We start from the raw sequence: 21,251 nt of genomic DNA, 5'->3' as shown, positions 1-21,251 counted from the left end.
GGACCGGGGCGCGGGGGTTGCGGGCAATCCTGGAAGAGGTGCTGTTGCATTCGATGTATGAGGTGCCCTCGCGTGATGATGTGGCCCGGGTAGTGATCACTCGGGAGGTGGTGGGGCAGAACGTGTTGCCCACGCTGGTGCCGCGGGAGGGTCCGCGTAAGCGGGAGCGTCGGGAGAAGACCGCCTGACCCGAGCCGCATGGCCCTTCCCGACCCCAGCTGAGCCGCCGTAGACGGCGCCGCGTTGTCGCCGGCGCCCAAAGACGCGGGCAATCTTGGTGCCCACGCCCACAGATCGCTCCCCACCGGGTCTGAGACGCTGGGCCCTGTGACTCCTGAACCCCTGGTCTTGAGCGGCGGCACGGTGTTCGACGGGCTCGGCTCCCCCGGCACGGTCGCTGACGTCGTCGTCGAGAACGGTGCGGTCCGCGCGATCGAGCCTGCCGGCTCACACCGCCCCACTGGTGTCCGCGTCATCGACTGCGACGGCCTTTACGTCGCTCCGGGCTTCGTCGACGCCCATTCGCACAGCGACATGGTCCCGCTGATGGACCAGCCACAACCCTTCAAGCTGCTGCAGGGCGTCACCACCGAGATCGCCGGCAACTGCGGGTTCAGCTTCGCGCCGCTCACCGACGAGTCCGCGGCCGTCGTCCGCGCCATGTACGCCGAGCTGGCCTGCGGTGTCGACGTCGGCGCCGGGTCATTCGCCGAGTTCCTCGATCAGGTCGAGAAGAGTGGGCCAACCAACCACCTGGCGTACCTGGTCGGCCACCACACGTTGCGGGTGACCGCCAACGGGGCCGGCGACGAGCTGCGTCCGGGCGCGGTCGACGAGATGTGCCGGCTGGCCGCGGAGGCGTTCGAGGCCGGCGCCGTCGGTTTCTCGACCGGCCTGATCTACCCGCCCGGATGCTTCGCCGACCAGGCCGAGGTGATGCGGATCGCCCGCGTCGCCGGCGCCTACGGCCGCACCTACGCCACCCACATGCGCGACGAGGGACGCTTCGTCGAGGACGCCATCGACGAGGCCGTGGCGATCGCCCGGGCCGGCGGCATCCGGTTGCAGATCTCGCACTGCAAGGCCGCCGGGAAGGCCGCACACGGCAAGGGTGCCGCGCTGCTGGAGCGGCTCGAACAGGCGCGGCTGGCGGGCGTGGACGTCATGGGCGACCAGTACCCGTACCTCGCCGGCGGGACGGTGATGCTGGCGCTGCTGCCCAACGACGCCGTCGCCGGTGGCGCCCATGCCATGGTCGCCCGGCTCGGCGACCCGGCCGAGCGGGAGCGGCTGCGGACCCAGGCGGCATTGGGCCGTCCGGCCGACGGCATGTGGGCCAACACCGAGCCGTCGAAGATCCTGGTCACTACGCACCGCGACGCGTCCGTCGTGGGCCGCACCGTCGCCGAGGCGGCCGGCTCAGCGGGTGACGCCGATCCGTTCGACACCCTGTGCGAGCTGCTCATCGCCGATCCCGGCGCCATGATCGTCCTGGAGATGATGGCCGAACCGGACGTGCGCGCCATCATGGCCAGCCCGCTCGTCGGCATCGGCTCGGACAACGGCCCGCCGATCGGCATGCAGCACCCGCGCACGTACGGCTGCTTCCCCCGGCTGTTCGGCACATACGTCCGCGAGGAACAGGTGCTGACGTGGCCGGAGGCGATCCGCAAGGCGTCGTCGCTGATCGCCCGGCAGTTCGGGCTGGCCGGTCGGGGCGTGCTGCTGCCCGGTGCCCACGCCGACGTCACCGTCTTCGACCCGGCCACCATCGGCCACGGCGGCTCCTACGTCGAGCCCGACGTGCCCACCGAGGGCATCCGCACGGTCCTGCTCGATGGCCGGGTCGTCGTCGACGACGGGGTCTTCACCGGCGAGCGGGCCGGTCGCGTCCTGCGGGCCTGACCCGGCTGCCGATCGCCGGCTCGGCGTCCATCACGAGGGCGTCCCGCGCATCACCAGGGCTTCCCGCGCGTCACCAGGCTTACAAGCATGGTGCGACACGAGATTTCGTGCTGAACGTGATCATTTCGATCGGGGGGAGTGGGTGAGGTGGACGAGATATGGGGGTGTGACTCGTCGGTCTCGACAAAGACGTAGGACCACGTGGAGGGCCAGTCTGGCCCGAACACCTGCTCGCGAAGGAGTTGGCCATGCGCATCGGTCCTAACGTCGCACTCGCCGCCGCCCTGACGGTGCTCCTCGCGGCTTGCGGCGGTGACGGCGGCGGCAACGGGGCCGGCACCGACGAAGGCGGCGAACCCGTTGTCGACGGGACCTTCACCACCGCCGTCGCCGCCGATCCGGGCAACCTGCACCCGCACCTGACGGTGCTGGCGGCCACGCGCGCCGTCGACGCCTACATGTACGACAAGCTCGTCTACTTCACCGTCGAGGGCGAGGCGCTGCCGTGGCTGGCGGAGTCGTGGGAGGCCACGGCCGACTCCGTCACCTACACCCTGCGCGACGGCATCACCTGTTCCGACGGCACGCCGCTGACGGCGAGCGTCGTGGCGGCGAACTTCCAGTTCGTGGTCGACGACGCGAACGTGTCGCCGGTGCGCGGCGTGCTGGTCCCGGCCGAGCTGACCGCGACCGCCGACGACGCCGCCCGCACGGTCACCATCACGGTGCCGACGCCGGACCCGTTCCTGCTGGAGAGCACCGGCGATCTCTTCATCGCCTGCCAAGCCGGCCTGGACGACCCGACGCTGCTGGAAGAGACCGGGATCGGCACGGGGATGTTCGAGCTGACGGAGATGGTCCGCGACGACCACTACACGTTCCAGCGCCGCGACGACTACGCGTGGGGGCCCGACGGGAGAGCGGCCGCCGACCCCGGCACGCCGGCGACGGTCAACATCCGCGTCATCGCGAACGAGTCGACGTCGGCGAACCTGCTGCTCTCGGGCGAGCTGAACTCGGCCTCGGTGGTCGGGCCGGACCGGCAGCGGCTGGAGGGGACGTACGAGCAGGTCACGCTGCGGGCGATCGTCGGCGAGCTGTTCTTCAACCAGGCCGCGGGCAATCCCGGCGCCGACGACGCGGTCCGCGCCGCGCTCGCTCAGGCGCTGAACTACGAGGAGCTCATGTCGGTGATCACCGGCGGCTACGGGCAGCGGTCCGAGGCGCTCGCCGTCATCGACCCGGTGGCGTGCCGCTACGACGCCGTCGACGGCAACCTGCCGGAGCAGGACACCGAGGCGGCCGCCGCCGCGCTCGACGCGGCCGGCTGGACGGCGGGCTCGGACGGCGTGCGCACCAAGGACGGCGCACCGCTGGAGCTCGAGCTGATCTACAACAGCACGCGGGGCGACACCACTGCCGCGGCGGCCGAGCTGATCGCGTCGACGTGGTCCGACCTCGGTGTCGCCGCCACCACTCGCGGGATGCCGCCGACGGAGTACAACGAGGTGGTCTTCGGCACCGGGGCGTGGGGCGCGGCGCTGCTGCCGGTGAACCTGCGGCTGCCCAACCAGGTGGTGCCGTTCCTCTCCGGTCCGGCGCCGGCCGAGGGCGGGGTCAACCTCGCCTCGATCGACAACCCGGAGTACGCCGCCGCCGTCGCCGAGGCGATGACGCTGCCGGGCCAGGAGGGCTGCGCGAAGTGGCAGGAGGCCGAGGAGGCGCTGTTCGCCGCGAACGACGTGGTGCTCTTCGCCGACGAGACCATCCCGACCTTCCTCGACGGCGCCACCGTGGAACCCGGCGGTGACGGACCGGTCCCGGCGACGATTCGCCTGACGGCCTCGTGACGAGTACGCCCGTCACCCCGCCCGCCGCCCCGGCGGCGTCGGCCCCCTCGGCCGTGGCAGGGTGGGTCGGCAACCCGTGGGCCCGGTTCCTGCTGCGCCGGGCCGGGCGGCTGCTCGCGTCGCTGGCCGTGCTGGTGACGCTGGCGTTCCTGATGATCCACCTGATCCCCGGGGACCCGGTGCGGGCGGCGCTCGGCGTCACCGCCCCGCCGGACCTGGTCGAGGCGCGGCGCGAGGCGCTCGGGCTGAACGACCCGCTCGCCGTGCAGTTCGTGGACTACCTGCGGGCGCTGTTCAGCGGTGACCTAGGCGTCTCGATGACCTCCGGGGTGTCGGTGTCGGAGACGATCGGGCAGCGGCTGCCGGCGACCGCCGGCCTGGCGGTGGTGGCGTTCGTCGTCGTCATGCTCGCCGCCATCCCGCTCGGCCTGGCGATGGCCGTCCTCACCCGGGGCGGGCGCCGGCGCGGTGTCGAGCTCGGCTTCACGTCCACCAGCGCGGTGGTCGCGGCGATCCCGGAGTTCCTGCTGGCCGTCGGCCTGGTGTTCGTGTTCGGCGTGACGCTCGGCTGGTTCCCGGTCGCCGGTCGCGAGGGCGCGGCCTCGTACGTGCTGCCAGTGCTGGCGCTGGCGCTCGGGCCGGCGCTGCTGATGGCCCGCATCGTCCGGGTCGAAGCGCTCGCGGTGATGGATGAGGACTTCGTCCGCACCGCCCGGGCCAAACGGCTGCCGCCGCTGCGCGTCTACCTGCGCCACGTCTTCCCGAACGCGCTGACCTCGACGCTGACCATCGGCGGGCTGCTGCTCAGCGGCATGATCGTCGGCACGGTCCTGGTCGAGAACGTGTTCGCCTGGCCCGGCATGGGGATGACGATCGTCTCCTCGATCCTGGCCAAGGACTACCCCGTCGTGCAGGGCATCGTGCTCGTCTACGGCGCCGCGGTGCTGCTGGTCAACCTCGTCGTCGACGTGCTGCTGGCGATCGCCGACCCGCGCTCGACGATCAGGGAGGGCTGATGGGGCGGGCACAGTGGCGGGCGGCGCTGCGTAACCCCGTCGGCGCCGTGGCGGCGGGCCTGCTGGTCCTGCTGGCGATCCTGGCGATCGTCGCGCCGATCCTGTGGGGCGACGCCGCGGAGGCGACCGACCCGGCCGCGCTGTCACAGGGCTCGACCTCCGACCACCCTCTCGGCACCGACGCACTGGGCCGCGACATCATGTTCCGGGTCCTGGTGGCGACGCGGTACTCGCTCGGCCTGGCGCTGCTGGCCACGGCGATCTGCGTGGTCGCCGGCGTGATCCTGGGCGTGCTACCGGCGGTGCTGGGACGTCGCTCCGGCCGGCTGGTGGTCGCGGCGGTGAACCTCGCGGTCGCGTTCCCGGCGCTGCTGCTGGCGCTGTTCTTCGCGGTGATCTTCGGCGTCGGCGCGCGGGGAGCGGTGCTGGCGATCGGCCTGGCCGGTGCGCCGTCATTCGCCCGGCTGGTGCAGACGAACGTGGCCGCGGTGTCCGGACGCGACTTCGTGGCGGCCGCGCGGGTGGCCGGGGTCGGCCGGTTCCGGCTCATCGTGCGGCACCTGCTGCCGAACGTCGGCGAGCCGCTGGTGGTCAACGCGACCGTGCTGGCCGGCGGAGCGCTGCTGGCGTTCGCCGGGCTGTCCTTCCTCGGCCTGGGCGTGCAGCCGCCAGCCTACGACTGGGGCCGGCTGCTGGGTGAGGGCCTGGACCGCATCTATATCAACCCGTCCGCGGCGCTGGCCCCAGGTGTTGCGGTGGTGATCGCCGGGCTGGCGTTCACGCTGCTCGGCGAGGCGATCGCGCAGGTGGTCGGCATCCGCACGACGCGCCGCATCCTGCCGCGCAGGTCGGCGACACCGCCGGCGGACCCCGCGGACGGCGCGTCGACCGCGACCGCGCCGGCCCCGACCGAGCCCGCACCGGACGCCGTCCTCGCCGTCGAAGGGCTGCGCGTCGGCTTCCCCGGCGCCGGGCCGGACGGCTGGACGTACCCCGTCGACGGCGTCGACCTCACCGTCCGGCGCGGCGAGACCGTCGGGATCGTGGGCGAATCCGGCTCCGGCAAGAGCCTGACCGCGCTCAGCCTCGCCCGGCTCGCACCGGAGCGGGCCGTCGTCACCGCCGACCGGCTGGACGTCGTCGGTCTCTCGCTCGCCGGCGGGGACGGGGACGCGCTCGGCGACGAACCCCCGCGTGACGACCCCGCGGTCCGCAAGCACCTCGGCACCCGGCTGGCCATGGTGTTCCAGGACCCGATGACCTCGTTCAACCCGTCGATGCGGGTGGGATGGCAGCTGGCCGAGGTCGCCCGAGTGCACGAGGGCCAGGGCCGGCGGGCGGCGCTGGCCCGGGCGATCGACCGGCTGCGCACCGTCCGGGTACCGGCGCCGCAGCGTCGCGCCCACCAGTACCCGCACGAGTACTCCGGCGGCATGCGCCAGCGCGCCATGGTCGCGATGGGCCTGATGAGCGAGCCGGAGCTGATCATCGCCGACGAGCCGACCACGGCCCTGGACGTCACCGTCCAGCGGCAGGTGCTGCGGCTGTTGCGCGAGGTGCAGCGCGAGACCGGCGCGGCCGTCGTGCTCATCTCGCACGACATCGCGGTCGTGGCGCAGCTGTGCCAACGCATCGTCGTCATGTACGCGGGCCGGGTGGTCGAGGAGCTGCCGGCCGACCGGCTGGACCGGGCCGCGCACCCGTACACGCGGGCGCTGCTCGGCTCGGTCCCGGACCTGACCACCGACCGGGAGCTGCCGCTGGCGACCGTGCCGGGCCGCCCGCCGGACCCGGCGTCGCGCCCGGCCGGCTGCGCGTTCGCGCCGCGGTGCTCCTTCGCCGACGACGTCTGCCGGGCCGACCCGCGGCTGGCCACGGTGGCGCCGGACCAGCGCGCGGCCTGCTGGCACCCGCGCCTGGACGACCAGAAGCAGCACGGCCAGGAGCCGCACGGCCAGGAGCCGCACGGCCGACAGCCGCACGAGGAAGGGGTGAGCCGGGCGTGAGGGAACTGTCGTTCCACGGCGTGACGGTCCGGTTCGGCGCGGGGCGGTCGGCGCTGGCCGCTGTCGACGGGGTCGACCTCACCGTTCCCGCCGGCTCGGTGGTCGGCCTGGTCGGCGAGTCGGGCTCGGGCAAGTCGACGCTGGCCAAGGCCGCCGTCGGGCTGGTGCCGACGACCGACGGGGAGATCCGGCTCGACGGTGCGCCGCTGCGCGCCCGCCGTGACCGGCGCCGCCTGCAGATGGTCTTCCAAGACCCGTACGCCTCCCTGGACCCGCGGATGACCATCGGCGCCTCCATCGCCGAGGCGGTCCCCGGCCGCCCCGGCCGGACGGGGCGGGCCGCGGAGGTGGCCCGCCTGCTCGAGCTGGTCGACCTCGACCCGTCCCGGGCGGGTTCGCTGCCGTCCGGACTCTCCGGCGGACAGCGCCAACGCGTCGCCCTGGCCCGGGCGCTCGCGGCCGAGCCGGACGTGGTGCTGGCCGACGAGATCACGTCGGCGCTGGACGTCTCGGTCCAGGGGTCGGTGCTGAACCTGGTCCGCGACCTGCGCCGGCAGCTCGGCCTGACCATGCTGTTCATCTCGCACAACCTCGCCGTCGTGCGCTACGTCAGCGACGTCATCGCCGTCATGTACCTGGGCCGCATCGTGGAGGCCGGGCCGGCTGCGGAGGTGCTGACATCGCCCCGGCACCCGTACACGCGGACCCTGCTCGATGCCGCGCCGCGCTTCGGGGTGGCGCTGGACGACCCCGTCCCGGCCGACAGTGAGCTCCTGGACGACGAGCCGCCGTCGCCGCACGACCCGCCGCCGGGCTGCCGCTTCCACCGTCGCTGCCCGATCGGCCCGCTCACCGTGCCCGAACGCACCGTGTGCGTCGAGAAGGACCCGCAACCCGCCGCCGCGGACCGGCCGCACCGGGCGGCCTGCCACTTCGCCTCCGACGCCGCGCCGGCCTCCCTGGAGGTGCCCGCCCGATGACCCGACCGCTCGTCGAAGCCGACGTCCTGGACCTGCGGGTCCCCGCCGAGCCGGCCCTGTCACCAGACGGCACGCGCGTCGCGTACACGCTGCGCACCTGCGACGCCGCCGCCGACGAGAACCGCTCGGCGCTGTGGCTGGTCACCGTGGAGGCCACGGACGCGCCGCCGCGGCGGCTCACGAACGGTCACCACGACAGCGCACCGGCGTGGTCGCCCGACGGCACTCGCCTCGCGTTCCTGCGCGCCGACGGCGGCCCAGTGCAGCTGTGGGTGCTGCCGCTGGCCGGCGGCGAGCCGGAGCGGGTCACCGACCTCCCCGCCGGCGCCGGCGCGCCGGTGTGGAGCCCTGACAGCGGACGGATCGCGTTCACCGCGCCGGTCGACACGCTGGCGCTCCCGGGCGAGGACGATGCCGCCCGAAGCCGCCGTTCCACCGCGCCGATCGTCATCGACCGGACCGGCTTCAAGGCCGACGGCGCGGGCCTGCTGCGCGGCATCCGCCAGCACGTCCACGTCGTCGACCTCGACGCCGGCACCACCACGCGGCTCACCGGCGGCGATTGGCACGCTGGCGGTCCGGCGTGGTCGCCGGACGGCACCCGGCTCGCCTTCAGCGCGGCCACCGCGCCGGACGCCGACCTGACCGGCGAGTCCACCGTCCACGTCGTCGACGCCGCCGGAGGGGGCACGCCGCGCGAGGTCGGCGCCGCGGTGCGGCTGGCCGGGACGGTCACCTGGACGCCGGACGGCGCCTCGCTGCTGGTGGCGGGCCGGGAGGAGGTGAGCGTCGGCCCGAACCGGCTGCTGCGCGTCCCGCTGGACGGCGGGCCGGTGGTCGACCTCATCGCGGAGCTGGACCGCACCGTCATGCCCGGTGGCCCTGGCTATCCCGGCGGGCTGCCCCAGGTGGCCGCGGACGGGAGCACCGTGGTGTTCTGCGCTCGTGACCGCGGCTGCACGCACGTCTTCGCCGTCGACCTCTCCGGCGGGCCGGTCCGGCCACTGGTGACCGGCGCGACGCGGGTCGTGTCCGGGCTGTCCGTCGCCATCCGCGAAGGCCGCGCCGCCGTCGTCGTCGCCGATCCCGCGTCCTACGGCGACCTCGCCGTCGTCGACCTCGCCACCGGGCGGGAGACGCGGCTGACCCGTTACGCGCCCGAGGGCGTCGAGCTACCGGTCGCCGAGGAGCGGGTCTTCACCGTCGTCGACGGGACGCAGGTGCACGCCTGGCTGCTGCGGAACCCGGCGACGGCGACGGCGCCCGGGCCGCTGCTGGTCGACGTGCACGGTGGCCCGCACAACGCGTGGAGCCCGGTGCCCGACTCCGGTCACGCCTACCACCAGCTGCTGGTCGAGCGGGGGTGGTCGGTGCTGCTGCTCAACCCGCGGGGCAGCGACGGCTACGGCTCGGCGTTCTACACCGCGGCGGTCGGCGCCTGGGGCCTGGCCGACGAGCGCGACTTCCTCGAGCCGGTGGACCAACTGGTGGCCGAGGGCGTCGCGGACCCGGCCCGGCTGGCGGTGTCCGGCTACAGCTACGGCGGCTACCTGACCTGTTGGCTCACCGCCCGTACCGACCGTTTCGCCGCCGCCGTGGCCGGTGGCATCGTCTCCGACACCGCCAGCATGGCCGGCACCTCCGACGTCGGCCACCTGCTGGTCGGGATGGAGATCGGGCTGCCCTACGAGGACCGCGAGCCGACCGCGGCGCAGTCGCCGTTCGAGCGGGTCGCCGCCGTGACCACCCCGACGCTGATCCTGCACGGCCTGGCCGACGACCGTTGCCCGCCCGGACAGGCCGAGCAGTGGTTCGGCGCTCTGCGCGCCCGCGGCGTGCCGGCGCGGCTCGTGTTCTACCCCGAGGCGTCGCACCTGTTCATCCTGCAGGGGCGTCCCTCGCACCGGCTGGACTACTCCCGCCGGATCGTCGACTGGCTGACCCGCCACACGACGCCCGCGCACCGCACGACGGCCGCGCGACCCACCACGAAGGAGGCCCTGATGGCACCCACCACCCTGGACGCGGAGCACTGGCAGCGGCGGCTGGCCGAGCTGGCCGCCCGGTACAACGTCCCTGGCGCGACCCTCGGGATCGCCGCCGGCGACCGGAGCGTGGAGCTGGCGCACGGGCTGACCAACGTCGACATCGGGGTCGAGGTGACCCCGGACACCCTGTTCCAGACCGGCTCGATCACCAAGGTGTGGACCGCGACGGTGGTGATGGCGCTGGTCGACGCCGGCAAGCTCGATCTCGACGAACCGGTGGTGAACTACCTGCCCGAGCTGTCGCTGGCCGACGCCGAACTGACCGCTCGGGTCACCATGCGGCACCTGCTGACGCACACCAGCGGCATCGACGGCGACTTCTTCCTCGACACCGGCCGCGGCGACGAGTGCCTGGAGCGCTATGTCGCGGCGCTGGCCGGGTTGCCGCCGAACCACCCGCTCGGTGCCACCTGGTCGTACTGCAACGCCGGATTCACCCTGGCCGGCCGGGTGATCGAGAAGCTCAGCGGCCAGACCTGGGACGCCGCCATGCGCGACCAGCTGTTCGCACCGCTGGGCCTGACGCGCACCGTCACCCTGCCCGACGACGCTCTGCTGCACCGGACCGCCGTCGGCCACGTCCACGAGGGTGACGAGGAGCCGCGCCGGGCCCCGGTCTGGGTGTTGCCCCGGTCGGCCGGACCGGCCGGGCTCATCGCGTCCACCGTCGGTGACGTGCTCGCCTTCGCGCGGATGCACCTGGCCGGAGGCGTCGCCGCCGACGGCACTCGGGTGCTCGCCGCGGAGACGGCGGCGGCGATGCGGGAGGAACAGGTACGGCTGCCCGACCCGTACACGCTGGCAGACTCCTGGGGCCTGGGCTGGTTCCGGCTGGACTGGAACGGCACCAGGCTGTTCGGGCACGACGGCAACACCATCGGGCAGTCGGCGTTCCTGCGCATCCTGCCCGAGCAGGACCTCGCGGTGACGCTGCTGACCAACGGCGGGCACACCCGCGACCTCTACGAGACCCTGATCCGGGAGATCTTCCGCGAGGTCGCCGGCATCGAGATGACGGTGCCGCTGAGCCCGGCGTCGGAGTCCGGCGCCGACGTCGCACGGCACGCCGGCACGTACGAACGCACCGGCGTGCGCATCGACGTCTGGCAGGACGGCGACCGCGGCCGGCTCCGGATCACCAGCACGCAGGATGTCGCCGGCCTGGACCAGGAGCCGAAGGAGTTGGAGCTGTTCCCGGTGCGCGACGACATCTACGCCATGCGCCTGCCCGGCAACGAGACCTGGACCCCAGTGACCTTCTACACGCTGGCCGACGGCTCGCCGTACGTGCACCTGGGTGTGCGGGCCACCCCGAAGGTCGGCTGAGGTGGTCGGGCCGGACGTGGTCGACGCCGTCAAGGGCGCGTTCGCCGACGCGGGCGTGACCGGTCACCTGCACGCCGTCGACATCGACAGCGGCGCCGAGGCCGGCCTCGACGCCGACGCCCCAGTCGTGACCGCCAGCGTGTTCAAGGTGCCGGTGCTGGTGGAGCTGTGCCGGCAGGCCGCCGCCGGGGAACGGTCGCTCACCGACCGGGTCCGGGTGCCGGCGGCGCCGCGGACGCTCGGACCCACCGGGTTGTCGGTCATGCTGGACGACATCGAGCTGTCCCTGCGTGACCTCGCGTACCTGATGATGAGCGTCAGCGACAACCACGCCACCGACGTGCTCGTGCGGCTGCTCGGCATCGACCGCATCAACGCCGGCCTCGCGGCGCTGGACCGGCACGACACCGTCGTCATGGGGGACTGCGACTACCTGTTCTCCACCATCGCCGAGGACCTCGGCGGCTCGATCGACGCCATGGACGAGGCGCCGTCGCTGCTCGGCCTGCGCGCGCTGACCGCCGAGCAGACCAACCGCAGCACCGCGCGGGACACCACCGCCCTGCTGCGGCGGGTCTGGACCGACGACGGCCTGGCGCCCGATGCGGCCGCGGAGGTCCGCCGCATCATGGCCCTGCAGGTGTGGCCGCACCGGTTGACCTCGGGGTTTCCAATGGACGACGTCAAGATCGCGGCGAAGACGGGGACCTTGTCGCACGTGCGCAACGAGGCCGGCGTGGTGGAGTACCCCGACGGTTCGCGGTTCGCCGTCGCGGTGTTCCTGCGGCTGCCCGGGCGGGAGTTCCGCAACCCGGCCGCCGACGCGGTCATCGGCCGGGCCGCGCGGATCGCCGTCGACCACCTGCGGGCGGCCAGATGAGCGGCGGCGCAACGACGGGCGCGGCGACCGGTGGTGCCGAGAAGATGGCCGACGACCTCGGGCTGCTGGTGCGGTGCGAGTCGCCGTCGGCGGACATCGCCGCGGTCGCGGCCAGCGCCGACGTCGTCGCCGAGCTCGGCGCGCGGCTCACCGGGGTCGCGCCGGAGCGGATCGTCGTCGACGGACGGACCCACCTGCGCTGGCGGTTCGGCCCGGCCGGCGCCGTGCCGGGCATCCTGCTGCTGGGCCACCACGACACCGTGTGGCCGCTGGGTTCGCTGGCCGAGCACCCGTGGCGGGTGGCTGACGGGCGCGCTTACGGGCCGGGCTGCTTCGACATGAAGGCCGGGCTGGTGCAGCTGTTCCACGCGCTGGCGTCGCTGGACTCGCTGGACGGGGTGAGCGTGCTGGTCACCGGCGACGAGGAGCTCGGCGCGCCGTCGTCGCGGCCGCTCATCCTCGAGGAGGCCGCCCGGGCGGACGCGGCCTTCGTGCTGGAGGCGTCGGCCGACGGCGGTGCGCTCAAGACCGCGCGGAAGGGCGCGTCCTGGTACGAGGTGCGCGTCCGCGGCCGGGCGGCACACGCCGGACTGGAGCCGTGGAACGGCGTCAACGCGGCGGTCGAGTTGGCGCACCAGGTGCTGGCGATCGCCGCGCTCGACCGGGGCCCCGACGGCGCTACCGTCACCCCCACCGTGGCCATCGCCGGGACCACCGCGAACACCGTGCCCGGGACGGCGACGGTGCACGTGGACGCACGGGTGCCCACCGTGGCCGAGCAGCGTCGGGTCGACGACGCCCTGTCCGACCTGGTGCCGCGGCTGCCGGGTGCCCACGTCGAGGTGGTGCGCGGGCCGCGGCACCCGCCGTTCGAGCCCGTGGCATCGGCGGGGCTCTTCGCGCTGGCGTCGTCGGTGGCCGTGCGGCTGGGGCTGCCCGCGCTCACGTCGGCGCACGTCGGCGGCGCGTCGGACGGGAACATCGTGGCCGGCGCCGGGACGCCGACCCTCGACGGGCTGGGCGCGGTCGGCGCGGGGGCGCACGCGCCCGGCGAGTACGTCGAGGTTGCCGAGATGCCGCGGCGGGCGGCCCTGCTGGCGGGACTGGTGACCGCGGTCCGCTCGGCGGAATGGGTGGCCTCCGAGCCGGCGGGCTGGTCGCCTGGGACGAAACCGGGTAGCCGGCATGATACGGCCCGACCATGACGAAACGGCCAGATGGGGGCAGCATCGAAGCTGTGGTGCACGATGTGGGCAGGCCGGTGCCGGAGGGGGAGCTCGCCGTGTCGCACGAACCGGCGTTCGCACCGGCGGACGAGGCTGCGCGGGCGGACGAGGCTGCGCGGGCGGCCGAGCTCGCCGCGCGGCGGTCCGGGGTCCAGGTGCGGCTGCTCGACGCCCTGGCGGAGCTGGAGCAGGTGTATGAGCTGTTCGACCGGATCTGGCAGCCGGACGCGTCGAACCCCCCGGTCACCGTCGAGCACCTGCGGGCCATGACCCACGCCGGCAACTACGCCGCGGGTGCCTTCCTCGACGGTGAGCTGGTCGGGGCCTGTGTCGGGTTCTTCGCCTCGCCGCCCGGGCATGCGCTGCACTCGCACGTCGCCGGTGTCGCCGCCGCCGCCCGCGGCCGGCACGTCGGCTTCGCCCTCAAGGTCCACCAGCGGTCCTGGGCGCTCGAGCGCGGGCTGCGCGACGTCACCTGGACCTTCGACCCGCTGATCCGCCGCAACGCGTACTTCAACCTGGCCAAGCTGCGGGCCCGTCCGCAGGAGTACCTCGTCGACTTCTACGGCGACATGGACGACGCCATCAACGAGGGACAGGGCTCGGACCGGCTGCTGGTGCGGTGGGCGCTCGGCGACCCCGCGGTGGTGGCGGCCTGCTCGTCCGGCGGCGGGTCCGGTCCGGACGAGCCCGCCGGTGCCGTGGCGGCGCTGACGGAGTCAGCGTCGGGCCGGCCGGTCGCCGCGCCGGCCGCGGCCTGGGAGCGGGCACCGTCGTGCCTGGTGCGCACGCCCACCGACATCGAGGCGCTGCGTCGCGCCGACCCGGTGCTGGCCCGGCAGTGGCGGTTGGCCATGCGCGACGTGCTGGGTGGGATGCTCGGCTCGGGCGCCCAGGTGGTGGGCTTCACCGGGTCCGGCGCGTACGTCGTCGAGAGGACGGACGGATGAAGATCACCGGGTTCGAGCTGCGCCGGGTCGCGATGCCCCTGGTGGCGCCGTTCCGGACGTCGTTCGGGGTCGAGACCGCCCGCGACGTGCTGCTGGTCCGGGCGGCCACGCCCGACGCCGACGGCTGGGGCGAGTGCGTGGCGATGCGTGAGCCGCTGTACTCGCCGGAGTACGCCGACGGCGCCGCCGACGTCATCACGCGGTTCCTCGCGCCGCGGTTGTTCGCCGCGGGGTCGGTGGCGCCGGACCGGGTGGCGTCGGTGCTCGAACCGGTGCGCGGGCACCGGATGGCCAAGGCCGCGCTCGAGGCCGCCGTTCTGGACGCCTGGCTGCGGGCGCGCGGGGAGTCGTTCGGCGCGCACCTCGGTGCGGTGCGAGACCGCGTCCCGGCCGGTGTCTCCGTCGGCATCATGGACACCATCCCGAAGCTGCTCGACGCCGTCGCCGGCTACCTCGACCAGGGCTACCCGCGCATCAAGCTGAAGATCGAGCCCGGCTGGGACGTCGAGCCGGTACGCGCGGTGCGGTCGCGGTTCGGCGACGACCTGCTGCTGCAGGTGGACGCGAACGCGGCGTACACGCTGGCCGACGCCCAGGTGCTGGCCCGCCTCGACGACTTCGGCCTCCTGCTGATCGAGCAGCCGTTGGCCGAGGACGATCTGCGCCAGCACGCCGCGCTGGCCCAGCTGATCCGCACGCCGATCTGCCTCGACGAGTCCATCGAGTCGGCCAAGGACGCCGCCGACGCCCTGATGCTCGGCGCGGCGCGCGTCATCAACATCAAGCCCGGCCGGGTCGGCGGCTACCTCGAGGCCAAACGCATCCACGACCTCGCCCGGGCCCACGGGGTCGCGGTCTGGTGCGGCGGGATGCTGGAGTCCGGCATCGGCCGCGCCGCGAACGTCGCGCTGGCGGCGCTGCCGGGGTTCACGCTGCCCGGCGACACGTCCGCGTCGGACCGCTACTTCGCGCAGGACCTCACCGAGCCGTTCGTGCTGGAGGAGGGCCACGTCCGCGTGCCTGCGGGTCCCGGCCTCGGCGTGACTCCCATCCCGGAGGTCCTCGACGACCTGACGACGTCGACCACCTGGCTCCCCGCCGAGCCCGCACCGCGTTGATCATGGAGTAGGTCAGCTTCCGTTCGTTCGAGTCGACGAACGGGCCCCGGCTTCTCGTAGGATGCGACGAACCTTCAGGTGCGACGGCCGTGCTTGGGTTCAGGAGTGTTGCCCATGACCGTGTTGCGAGCGCGGGCGACCCTCGGGCGCGTCCTCGACGATCTCGGGTCGACGCTGCTCGAAGTGGTCGCCGGGCGGGTCGACCCGGGGCTGTCGGTGGGCGGGGTCGTCATTCACGACCCGCTGGACCCGCCGGCCATGCCTGGCAGCGCGCTCGTGCTGGGCGTGGGGCTGGCCGGGCCGGGCGAGATCGCCGACGTGGTCCGCGCGGTCGCCGCCGACGGCGCGGTGGGGTTGGTGCTGCGGCTGCCGGTCGACATCGACGCGGACGTGCGGGCGGCCGTCGACGAGTCGGGGCTGGTGGTGTTCGGGCTCACCCGGGGTGCCTCGTGGGCGCAGGTGGCGGCGCTGCTGCGGTCGCTGCTAGCCGTCGACGACCTCGGCGGCGTGGACGACGAGACGCTGGCAGGGGCGGGGGCGGGTGACCTGTTCGCGCTGGCCGGAGCGGTTTCGGCGCTGTTGGACGCGCCGCTCACCATCGAGGACCTGAGCTCACGGGTGCTGGCGTTCTCCGCGGACCAGGAGCGGGCCGACGAGTCGCGCAAGGAGACCGTGCTCGGCCGCCAGGTGCCCGAGCGCTACCTGCGCGAGCTGGAGCGGCGCGGGGTGTTCCGGGCCCTCTACGCGTCGGACCGGCCGGTCTACATGGACGGTATCGAGGGCACCCAGCTGCCGCGGGTCGCGATCCGGGTCCGTGCCGGCGACGAGATCCTCGGCTCCATGTGGGCCGCGGTTCGCGGTCCGTTGTCCGCCGAGCGGGAGCAGGCGTTCGTCGACGCTGCCAAGCTGGTGGCGCTGCACCTGCTGAGGCAGCGAGCCGGCGCCGACGTGGAGCGCAGGCTGCGCGCCGAGCTGGTCGCCACGCTGCTCGAGGGCGGGTCGGCCGCGCCGGAGGCGGCCAGCCGGTTGGGCCTGGCGGCCGGGCCGGCGTGCGTCCTCGCGCTCGGCGTGCCCGAAGCCGGCGCGGAGTCCGGCACCGCGACCGCCGATGCCGCGAGCCTCGACGCCCCGAGCGTCGAGGCCGACCTCCAGCGAGTGAGCGGCGCGTTCGCCCTGCACTTGGCCGCGGTTCACCCGCGCTCCGCGGCCGCGCTCGTCGGCGGCGTCGTCTACGGCGTCGTTCCGCTGGCTGGCGACGACGCGGACGCCAACCTGCGAGCGGTCGCCGTCGCCGAGGAGTTCCTCAACCGGATCGGGAGCCGCACCCGTGTCGTCGTCGGCATCGGGGACGTCGTCGCGGGGGCGGCGGGGCTGCCGCGGTCGCGCGCCGACGCCGACCGCGCACTGCGGGTGCTGCGCACGCAGCGGTCCTGCGGGTCCGGCCCGCGGGTTGCCCGTCTCGCCGACGTGCAGATCGCGTCGTTCCTGCTCGAGCTGGGTGGTGCGATGGTGGCTGAACGACGGGTCCCGTCCGGCGCCGTCGCCCGGCTCGCCGCGTACGACCGCCGGCACCGATCCGCCATGGTCGAGACGCTCTCCGCCTGGCTGGACGCGTTCGGTGACGTGACGGTGGCCGCGGCGGCCATGCACGTGCACACCAACACGTTCCGGTACCGGCTGCGCCGGGTCGGCGAGATCGCCGGGATCGACCTGGCCGACCCGGAGGCGCGGTTCGCGGCGATGCTCGAGCTGCGGCTGCGCGACGTCGTCGAGCCGTCCACCGTTGATCACCTCGGGGCGGAGCCGTAGGGTCGGCCGCATGCCCTCGCCCCGGCCCCAAGACTTGAGCCCCGCGCAGCTCGGATTCGTCCGACAGAGACCGGTGGCGTGGCTCAACCCGGGCCTGCTGGCCGGCACCGCGCTGCGGGTCATGCTCGCGTACATGTTCGGCGGCTACCTCGACAAGCGTGAGCTGCAGGCGGCGCTGTCCGACCGTGACTTCGACCACTCCGCCGGCGAGGAGATCTGGTTCGACTACACCGCCGACGTCGGCGACGGCTTCGACGCCACCTACACCGTCGCGTACCTGCTGGCACAGCGGCGGCTGACCGTCGAACCGGCCGGCGATGGTGGCGCCGAGGGTGCCCCGCTGGAGCTGCCGCGCGGCGAGCTCTTGGTCCTCGGTGGCGACCAGGTGTACCCGACGGCGTCGAGCCCGGGGTACGAGAACCGCTGGAAGGGGCCGTACCGCGCGGCCATGCCCGAGCCGGCGGCGGATTCGCCGACCCTCTTTGCGCTGCCGGGCAACCACGACTGGTACGACGGCTTGACGGCGTTCCTGCGGCTGTTCGCGCAGCGCGACCCCGTCGGTGGCTGGCGGACCACGCAGGCGCGCAGCTACTTCGCGCTGGCCCTGCCGCACCGGTGGTGGCTGCTGGCCATCGACATCCAGCTGTCGGCGTACATCGACGAGCCGCAGCTGGACTATTTCCGCACGGTCGCCGAGGGCCTGGGCCCGGACGACCGCATCATCCTCGTTCCCGCCCAGCCTTCTTGGGTGAAGACGCACGAATCGCCGGACGCCTACGACAGCGTCGACTACTTCATCCGGACCATCATCGAGCCGACCGGCGCACGCATCCCGCTGCTGCTGGCCGGCGACGTGCACCACTATGCCCGGTACGCCGGAGGTGGCCCCGACGGACGCGGACGCCAGCTGCTCACCTGCGGTGGCGGCGGCGCGTACCTCGTCGGCACCGACCACCTCCCCGACACCATCGCCGTGCCGCCGGAGCAGACCATCTCCCGCCGCAGCAGCACCCCGCGCGCCTACGAGCTGGCCGGTGCCTACCCGACGCGGCCGCACTCACGCCGGCTGGGCTGGGGGATCTTCGCCCGGCTGCCGCGGCGCAACCCCGGGTTCGTCGGCCTGGTCGGCGTGATGCAGACGCTGCTGATGCTCGCGTTCGTCACCTCGCCGGGGCGCTGGATCACGCCGGCGACGGTGGCCGGTGTCGGCGCCGTCTTCGCCGGGACGCTGCTGTTCGCGCTGGTGCTCGGCACCCGCGGACGCCGGCACTGGATCGCCGGCGTGCTCCATGCCGTGCCGCACATCGCGTTGGGGGTGGCCGGTGCCGCCACCTGGTCCGCGCTGCCGCTGGACGACCTGCCCAACCCGTGGAGCACGCTGCTGGCGTTCGTCGTCTACCTGCCGGTCATCGGCATTGTCGACGCCTGGCTGGTCGGGGTGTACCTGCTGGTTGCACGGTACGTCGACGTCAACGTGAACGAGCTGTACGCAGGTCTGGGCATCGACGACCACAAGAGCTTCCTGCGCCTGCACATCGACCGCGACGGCACTCTCACCGTCTACCCCGTCGCCGTCGAGAAGGTGGCGCGGAGCTGGCGCGCGGACCCGTCCGGACCGGCGGATTCCTCGTGGATCGTCCCCGACCGGCCGGTCCGCACCCGGCTGGCCGAGCCACCCGTCGTCGTCGACCGTGCGAAGGTGTTTCCTGGGTAGGGTGAACCGAGGCCGACCTGGGGAGATGGGCGTATGAGGTTCCTTCACGACCGAGTTCCAGAGCAGGACCTCACCTACAGCGATGTCTTCCTGGTCCCCACCCGGTCGCGGGTCGGGTCCCGGCTCGACGTCGACCTCACCACCGACGACGGCAGCGGCACCACCATCCCGCTGATCGCCGCCAACATGACCGCTGTGTCGGGACGGCGGATGGCTGAGACGCTCGCCCGCTGCGGCGGCATGGCGGTCATACCGCAGGACATCCCGGTCGACGTCATCGCCGACGTCATCGCGTGGGTGAAGCGCCGGCACGTCGTCTACGACACCCCGCTCACCATGCCGCCCACCGGCACCGTCGGCGAGGCGTTCAACCTGCTGCCCAAGCGCGGCCACGGCGCCGTCATCGTCGTCGAGGACGGCCGCGCGGTCGGCGTCGTCACCGAGGCCGACTGCCAGGACGTCGACCGATTCACCCAGCTGCACTCCGTCATGTCCACCGAGCTGCTGACCGTGCCGGCCGGCATCGCCGCGGAGGACGCGTTCAACCAGCTGCACGACGGACGGCACCGGCTCGCCCCCGTGGTCGACGGCGACGGGCGCATCGTCGGCATCCTGACCCGGGAGCGCGCGCTGCGGGCCACCCTGTACCAGCCGGCGCTCGACCCGGACGGACGGCTGCGCATCGGCGCCGCGGTCGGCATCAACGGCGACGTCGAGGGCAAGGCGAAGGCGCTGCTGGCCGCCGGCACCGACGTGCTCGTCGTCGACACCGCGCACGGGCACCAGGAGCGCATGCTCGACGCGCTGCGCCGGATCCGCGCACTGGACCCGCCGTTGCCGGTGGTCGCCGGCAACGTCGTCACCGCCGAGGGCGTCACCGACCTCGTCGACGCCGGCGCCGACATCGTCAAGGTCGGTGTCGGGCCGGGCGCCATGTGCACCACCCGGATGATGACCGGCGTCGGCCGGCCGCAGTTCTCCTCCGTTCTTGAGTGCGCCGCGCGGGCTCGCGAGCTGGGCGTCCACGTGTGGGCCGACGGCGGTGTGCGGCATCCGCGCGACGTCGCCCTGGCCCTGGCCGCCGGCGCCGACAACGTCATGATCGGCTCCTGGTTCGCCGGCACCTACGAGTCGCCCGGAGATGTGCAGCGCGACGGCGAGGGCCGGTTGTACAAGGAGAGCTTCGGCATGGCGTCGGCGCGCGCGGTCAAGCTGCGCACCGCCGAGGACACCCCGTTCGAACGCGCCCGCAAAGGCATGTTCGAGGAGGGCGTGTCGACGGCGCGCATGTACCTGTCACCGTCGCGGCCGAGCGTGGAGGACCTGGTGGACACCATCGTGGCCGGCGCGCGCAGCGCGTTCACGTACGTCGGCGCGGGGACGCTGGCGGAGTTCCGGGAGCGGGCGGTGGTCGGCATCCAGAGCGCGTCCGGCTACACCGAGGGCATGCCCGTGGACGTCAGCTGGTGAAAGGCGCGCAGGCGGTCCGATACACGCGTTACGGCGGTCCCGAGGTGCTGAGCCTCGACACCGTACCGATGCCGTCGCCGCAAGCGGGTCAGGTGCGCGTCGCCGTCCACGCCGCCGGCGTCAACCCGTACGACTGGAAGGCGCGGCGCGGGCTCTACGCCGGCGACGAGGCACCCGCCCGGCCGGTGCGGGTGGGCCTGGAGTTCGCGGGCACGATCGACGAGCTCGGCCCGGACGTCACCGGCTGGACGGTTGGCGCACCTGTCCTCGGGCAGGCCGCCGGCGCGGCGGCGACCCACGTCCTCGCCGCTGCCGATGGCCTGGTGGCCAAACCGGACTCGCTGTCGTTCCCGCAGGCCGCCGCGCTGCCGGTCGCCTGCGAGACGGCGTATCGCGCGGTCCGTGTGCTGGACGTCCAACCCGGCCAGACCGTCCTGATCCATGCCGCCGCCGGAGCCGTCGGGCTCATCGCGGCACAGCTGGCCCTGGCCCGCGGCGCACGGGTCATCGGGACGGCGAGCGTGGCCAACCACGAGTATCTCCGCTCGCTCGGGATCGAGCCGGTCCTCTACGGCGACGGCCTGGCCGACCGCGTCCGCGCCGTCGCACCCGACGGCGGCGTCGACGCCGCGCTCGACGTGTCCGGGCGCGGCGTGCTCCCCGTCTCTATCGAGCTTGCCGGCGGCCCCGAGCACGTGGTCACCATCGCCGACGGCACCGCCTCGCAGTACGGCGTGCGGTCGACCTGGAGCGCGGACCTCCCGCTGCCGGCGGTCTTCCAGGCCGTGCTGCCCCTGATCGAGCGCGGCGAGGTGCGGCTGCCCATCGCGGCGACATTCCCGCTGGAGCAGGTCGGCGACGCGCAACAGCTCAGCGAGGGAGGACACCTGCGCGGGAAGATCGTGCTCTCGGTGGGTGCCTGAGGGGTGAGGCGGGTCTGGTACCCCCCGTGA

14 protein-coding genes and 1 pseudogene are annotated in these 21,251 nt (G+C 73.7%); all 15 read left to right on the top strand.

The genetic code is table 11. The features are described 5' to 3' along the window. Window positions 1-188: pseudogene (locus E1269_RS26840) on the top strand (ATP-dependent Clp protease ATP-binding subunit ClpX); the annotation flags it as partial. A gap of 139 nt (window positions 189-327) precedes the next feature. Next, a complete protein-coding gene (locus E1269_RS26835) occupies window positions 328-1,905 on the top strand; it encodes an N-acyl-D-amino-acid deacylase family protein (protein ID WP_203434114.1) in 1,578 nt (525 codons plus the stop codon). A gap of 248 nt (window positions 1,906-2,153) precedes the next feature. Continuing rightward, the gene (locus E1269_RS26830) at window positions 2,154-3,755 is read left to right on the top strand and encodes an ABC transporter substrate-binding protein (RefSeq protein WP_131900369.1); all 1,602 of its coding nucleotides are present in this window, start codon (window positions 2,154-2,156) and stop codon (window positions 3,753-3,755) included. Beyond that, window positions 3,752-4,771 carry an ABC transporter permease gene (locus E1269_RS26825; protein WP_203434113.1) on the top strand — a complete coding sequence of 340 codons (1,020 nt, stop codon included), beginning with the start codon at window positions 3,752-3,754 and terminating at the stop codon, window positions 4,769-4,771. Before E1269_RS26830 ends, E1269_RS26825 begins: the two co-directional genes overlap by 4 nt. Beyond that, a complete protein-coding gene (locus E1269_RS26820) occupies window positions 4,771-6,777 on the top strand; it encodes a dipeptide/oligopeptide/nickel ABC transporter permease/ATP-binding protein (protein WP_131900367.1) in 2,007 nt (668 codons plus the stop codon). The genes E1269_RS26825 and E1269_RS26820 overlap by 1 nt, the downstream gene beginning before the upstream one ends. Then, the gene (locus E1269_RS26815; protein WP_131900365.1) at window positions 6,774-7,757 is read left to right on the top strand and encodes an ABC transporter ATP-binding protein; all 984 of its coding nucleotides are present in this window, start codon (window positions 6,774-6,776) and stop codon (window positions 7,755-7,757) included. The genes E1269_RS26820 and E1269_RS26815 overlap by 4 nt, the downstream gene beginning before the upstream one ends. Then, complete coding sequence (locus tag E1269_RS26810; protein ID WP_131900363.1) at window positions 7,754-11,131, top strand: serine hydrolase; 3,378 nt, start codon at window positions 7,754-7,756, stop codon at window positions 11,129-11,131. Before E1269_RS26815 ends, E1269_RS26810 begins: the two co-directional genes overlap by 4 nt. A 1-nt stretch (window position 11,132) precedes the next feature. Continuing rightward, window positions 11,133-12,011 carry a serine hydrolase gene (locus E1269_RS26805; RefSeq protein ID WP_131900361.1) on the top strand — a complete coding sequence of 293 codons (879 nt, stop codon included), beginning with the start codon at window positions 11,133-11,135 and terminating at the stop codon, window positions 12,009-12,011. A gap of 44 nt (window positions 12,012-12,055) precedes the next feature. Then, on the top strand, window positions 12,056-13,216 hold the full coding sequence (locus tag E1269_RS26800; protein WP_131900380.1) for a M20 family metallopeptidase: 1,161 nt from the start codon (window positions 12,056-12,058) through the stop codon (window positions 13,214-13,216). 32 nt (window positions 13,217-13,248) lie between these two features. Continuing rightward, window positions 13,249-14,187, top strand: coding sequence for a GNAT family N-acetyltransferase (locus E1269_RS26795; protein ID WP_203434112.1), 939 nt, complete (start codon window positions 13,249-13,251; stop codon window positions 14,185-14,187). Further along, window positions 14,184-15,305 (top strand): o-succinylbenzoate synthase, encoded by a 1,122-nt coding sequence (gene menC, locus E1269_RS26790; RefSeq protein WP_131900357.1) that lies wholly within the window; start codon window positions 14,184-14,186, stop codon window positions 15,303-15,305. Before E1269_RS26795 ends, menC begins: the two co-directional genes overlap by 4 nt. A 114-nt stretch (window positions 15,306-15,419) precedes the next feature. Continuing rightward, window positions 15,420-17,114: a PucR family transcriptional regulator gene (locus E1269_RS26785; protein ID WP_131900355.1), complete on the top strand. Its 1,695-nt coding sequence runs from the start codon at window positions 15,420-15,422 to the stop codon at window positions 17,112-17,114. Between the two features lie 73 nt (window positions 17,115-17,187). After that, on the top strand, window positions 17,188-18,828 hold the full coding sequence (locus tag E1269_RS26780) for a hypothetical protein (protein ID WP_203434111.1): 1,641 nt from the start codon (window positions 17,188-17,190) through the stop codon (window positions 18,826-18,828). 33 nt (window positions 18,829-18,861) lie between these two features. Continuing rightward, the gene (locus E1269_RS26775; protein ID WP_131900351.1) at window positions 18,862-20,298 is read left to right on the top strand and encodes a GuaB1 family IMP dehydrogenase-related protein; all 1,437 of its coding nucleotides are present in this window, start codon (window positions 18,862-18,864) and stop codon (window positions 20,296-20,298) included. After that, window positions 20,295-21,221 carry an NADP-dependent oxidoreductase gene (locus tag E1269_RS26770; protein ID WP_239001041.1) on the top strand — a complete coding sequence of 309 codons (927 nt, stop codon included), beginning with the start codon at window positions 20,295-20,297 and terminating at the stop codon, window positions 21,219-21,221. Before E1269_RS26775 ends, E1269_RS26770 begins: the two co-directional genes overlap by 4 nt. The last annotated feature ends 30 nt before the right edge of the window (window positions 21,222-21,251 follow it).

The organism is Jiangella asiatica (assembly GCF_004349065.1).
Lineage (GTDB): Bacteria > Actinomycetota > Actinomycetes > Jiangellales > Jiangellaceae > Jiangella > Jiangella asiatica.
Note: the sequence above shows the minus strand (reverse complement) of the source record. Positions and strands in the feature narration are given on the sequence as shown.